This window comes from Pseudomonas sp. SDO5591_S426, assembly GCF_054070755.1.
Genome location: NZ_JBSVXD010000343.1, coordinates 1 through 3,167, shown reverse-complemented (window position 1 = coordinate 3,167; position 3,167 = coordinate 1). Strand labels below are relative to the sequence as shown.

5 protein-coding genes are annotated in these 3,167 nt (G+C 60.1%); 1 reads left to right on the top strand and 4 read right to left on the bottom strand.

Annotation, left to right across the window (positions count from 1 at the left end):
- Nucleotides 1-103 precede the first annotated feature (103 nt).
- From ACW9JC_RS29635 to ACW9JC_RS29620, 4 genes are all read right to left on the bottom strand, one after another.
- Nucleotides 104-484 (bottom strand): Rho termination factor N-terminal domain-containing protein, encoded by a 381-nt coding sequence (locus tag ACW9JC_RS29635; protein ID WP_448106777.1) that lies wholly within the window; start codon nucleotides 482-484, stop codon nucleotides 104-106.
- 26 nt (nucleotides 485-510) lie between these two features.
- On the bottom strand, nucleotides 511-765 hold the full coding sequence (locus ACW9JC_RS29630; protein WP_095195589.1) for a hypothetical protein: 255 nt from the start codon (nucleotides 763-765) through the stop codon (nucleotides 511-513).
- A gap of 28 nt (nucleotides 766-793) precedes the next feature.
- On the bottom strand, nucleotides 794-1,132 hold the full coding sequence (locus ACW9JC_RS29625; RefSeq protein WP_448106778.1) for a hypothetical protein: 339 nt from the start codon (nucleotides 1,130-1,132) through the stop codon (nucleotides 794-796).
- Between the two features lie 84 nt (nucleotides 1,133-1,216).
- Nucleotides 1,217-2,422, bottom strand: coding sequence for an MFS transporter (locus ACW9JC_RS29620; RefSeq protein ID WP_457459478.1), 1,206 nt, complete (start codon nucleotides 2,420-2,422; stop codon nucleotides 1,217-1,219).
- A 207-nt stretch (nucleotides 2,423-2,629) separates the two neighbouring features.
- Here ACW9JC_RS29620 and ACW9JC_RS29615 point away from each other — a divergent pair, with 207 nt between their 5' ends.
- A complete protein-coding gene (locus ACW9JC_RS29615) occupies nucleotides 2,630-3,112 on the top strand; it encodes a GNAT family N-acetyltransferase (protein ID WP_416128596.1) in 483 nt (160 codons plus the stop codon).
- Nucleotides 3,113-3,167: the final 55 nt, after the last annotated feature.

Genomic DNA, 3,167 nt, shown 5'->3' with positions numbered 1-3,167 from the left:
CACAGGGTTCTAGGGTGTTCACAAGATTTTTGTTCACCATCGCAACTTGTGGGAGCGGGCTTGCCCGCGATGAGGCCCTCGGATTCGATAGATAATTCGGGCGCTAGCCAGCCTTGCGCAACGCCTCGATCAACTCCTGCTTGCGCATTGACGACCGCCCCGGAATATCCTTCGCGCGAGCCTCTTTCATCAAACTGTCCACGGTCTGCGTGTCCCGCGAAGCCTTGCTGCTACGTGGCTTTCCTTCACGGCTCGCCACCGCGCGTCGCGAAGATTCCTTGCGATCTGCAGACTTGGCACTGGCCGGTTTCTTACGCCCGGAACCGCCCGATTTCTCGCCGCCGCCGGACTGCTTGTTCACCGTCGCCCAGGCACGGGCTTCGGCCTCATCCTTGGACACGCCTTTCTTTTCGTAGCTGTCCTCGATGTGTTCGGCCTTGCGTTTCTGCTCGGCGGTGTATTTGTCTTTGCTTCCACGAGGCATGGGATTTCTCCTGGCTTCAGGGTGGTTCAAACGTCCAGCTTGCGTGCGGCCTCAACGCCAGCGGCGCTGAGTTTGATCGGCAGGTTCAGCGAGTGTTCGCCGGCTTCATTGCACTGCACATTGCCGTGCTGGATCAGCCCGCGCTCCTGCAAGGTGGCGAGGGTGCTGGCCACGACTTTCTCCCCCCGGTAATTGTCCAGGACCTCCTTGCCCAAGCCACTTGGGTGGGCGTGCAGCAGGCGGGTCAGGACTTCTTTTTCCAGGTTTTTATCGACGTTCATGGTTACCTCTTTCATTGGGATGAATCGCTTATTGGCTCACGCCACCTTCTGAACCCGAACCACCAGTGGTGGTTTTCGAACCGACGCCGGGCCCGGCGTTATCGGGGGTTTTGGTGTCCGGCATGTTCAAGCCGCCCTGGCGGCCCATGTCATTGCCTTGAGTCCGTGGGTCGGTGCCGGTTGACGGCGGCAGGCTGCTGTCAACACCCGTGCCGTTGGTATTCATGCCGGGGGCACTCTGGATGGCGGGGGCTTTGGGGGATTCGACCGGGTTGGTCGGGCCGGTGCCGGACGCGGTGGTCGCAGCGATGGCGAGAGGGCACAGCAGGGCAGCGAAGGCGAGGGCGGTCAACCTGGACGAGATCATGGTGGTGTCTCCATTGATTTAGAGTCCTTACCTGATGTTGGTCCGCCCCCGATTCGAATTGGTGCCTGATGAACGACGAACGGTTCAGGCCTGCTGGAAGGCCTTGGCCTTGGCTGCACGACGCCAGATCAAGCGACCCACGGTAATCAGCCAGTTGAGCGCGGCGACCGCCAGCACGGTCAGCAACAAAGTAGCCATCCCGTGTTCGACGATGATTTTCCCGGCGAGCAGCGGAAAACCAAACACACCGATAAAGTACGAAAGGCTGAACAGCAGCAAGGCTTGCGCGGTGGTGCCGCTCGGCGCTTCGTTGGCGGCCAGGCCGTTGATCACTGAATAAGTCAGCCCGTAACCGACGCCGAGCATCACCGCTGCGAGCACGTAACTGAAACCGTCATCGACCACGAAACCGAACATCACAATCGAGGCCATCATCAACCCGGACAGCAGGCAGGATGCGCGCAACGGATCGCGCTTGACCACGATGCCGGCGATCAACATTCGACTGCTGATCGCGGCACTCATGAAGCCGAGGAAGAACAGCGAATAGTCGAGTGAGCGTGCTGCGGCGTAACTGGTCTGGAAGCTCGACAGTCCACCGAAAACACAGCCGCCCAAACCGACCATGATGATCGGCAACACTGCCCGGGACGACAGCACTTGCGCCGCTGCGCGCCAGGAAATCCGCGACACAGCTGTCGACTGCACCGAGGCTGCTTTCAGTTGCCGATCCAGTCGCCAGAACAACAGCACACCGATCAAACTCGCCAGCGCCGCCAGGTAAAACGCCGCCGTCACCGGATAGCCCAAGGCACTCGCGGCGCGGCCCAGCAAAGGACCGCTGCCGATCCCGGTCATCATGCTGCCCGACAGCAACGCAAAGTATTTGGCCCGTTGGGCAGGTGTCACCAGGCTCGCAACGATGATCGGGCCCAAGGTGTAGAACACGCCCCAGCCCAAGCCCAGCAGCAACCCGAAAAACAACAGCAGATGGCCGAAGCCCGGAGTCAGCGCGAAGCCCAGGCTGGCGGCCACCAGCAAGATGCCGAACAGCGCCACCGATCGCGCCGCACCGAGCAAGTCGGACAGGTGCCCCGACACGATCACTGCCGCAAACGTGCTGAGCATCGCCGCTGAAATCACGCTGCCGGCATCGTGCTCGTTGCCCCCGCGTGAGCCGATCAACAACGACAGCAAAAACGTCGAGCCGTAGGACAGCGATAGCAGATAGCTGGCGAGACAAAACAGGCCGAACAACTTACTTGAAACGGGAGGTGTTGCGGTAGACATGGCTCGGTTCCTTGACCGGATAAATGAGCAGCTCATCCATCTAACCACGTGAGGCCGGGATGTTAGATTCGAGGTTATCGATTCCAGGGTTAGCGCCGGGCGGAGTAACGGCATGAGCGCTGCTGCGGATGACGATTTTATTTCCCATGTGACGAGCGCCGCCCGCCGACTTAGTATGGCGTTTTCAACTTCTGACAAGGCACGTCCATGACGATCGAAATCCGCCCGGCGACCCCCAGTGACGCGCCGCAAATTCTCGCGTTCATCACTGAGCTGGCCGACTACGAACGTGCCCGCCATGAAGTCATTGCCAGTGTCACCGACATCGAGCGCAGCCTGTTCAGCGAGGGCGCCACGGCCCATGGCCTGATCTGCCTGCGTGATGGCTTGCCGATCGGCTTCGCTGTGTTTTTCTTCAGCTATTCGACGTGGCTGGGCAGCAACTGCCTGTACCTCGAAGACCTCTACATCACCCCGGAACAACGCGGTGGCGGCGCGGGCAAAACCTTGCTGCGGCATCTGGCAAAAATCGCCTGCGCCAATGACTGCGGGCGTTTTGAATGGAGCGTGCTGGAGTGGAATACCCCGGCTATCGAGTTCTATAAATCCTTGGGTGCCCAGCCGCAGGAAGAGTGGGTGAGGTATCGGATGGATGGCGCGGTGCTGCGGGATTTTGCTGCGGGTAACTGAGTTGTTTTAAAAGATCGCAGCCTTCGGCAGCTCCTACAGGGAACGCATTCCAATG

What these genes read in the sequence shown, in the direction of transcription:
- ACW9JC_RS29635 (WP_448106777.1), bottom strand. Translation starts at nt 484, where the DNA reads ATGCCTCGTGGAAGCAAAGACAAATACACCGCCGAGCAGAAACGCAAG.
- ACW9JC_RS29630 (WP_095195589.1), bottom strand. Translation starts at nt 765, where the DNA reads ATGAACGTCGATAAAAACCTGGAAAAAGAAGTCCTGACCCGCCTGCTG.
- ACW9JC_RS29625 (WP_448106778.1), bottom strand. Translation starts at nt 1,132, where the DNA reads ATGATCTCGTCCAGGTTGACCGCCCTCGCCTTCGCTGCCCTGCTGTGC.
- ACW9JC_RS29620 (WP_457459478.1), bottom strand. Translation starts at nt 2,422, where the DNA reads ATGTCTACCGCAACACCTCCCGTTTCAAGTAAGTTGTTCGGCCTGTTT.
- ACW9JC_RS29615 (WP_416128596.1), top strand. Translation starts at nt 2,630, where the DNA reads ATGACGATCGAAATCCGCCCGGCGACCCCCAGTGACGCGCCGCAAATT.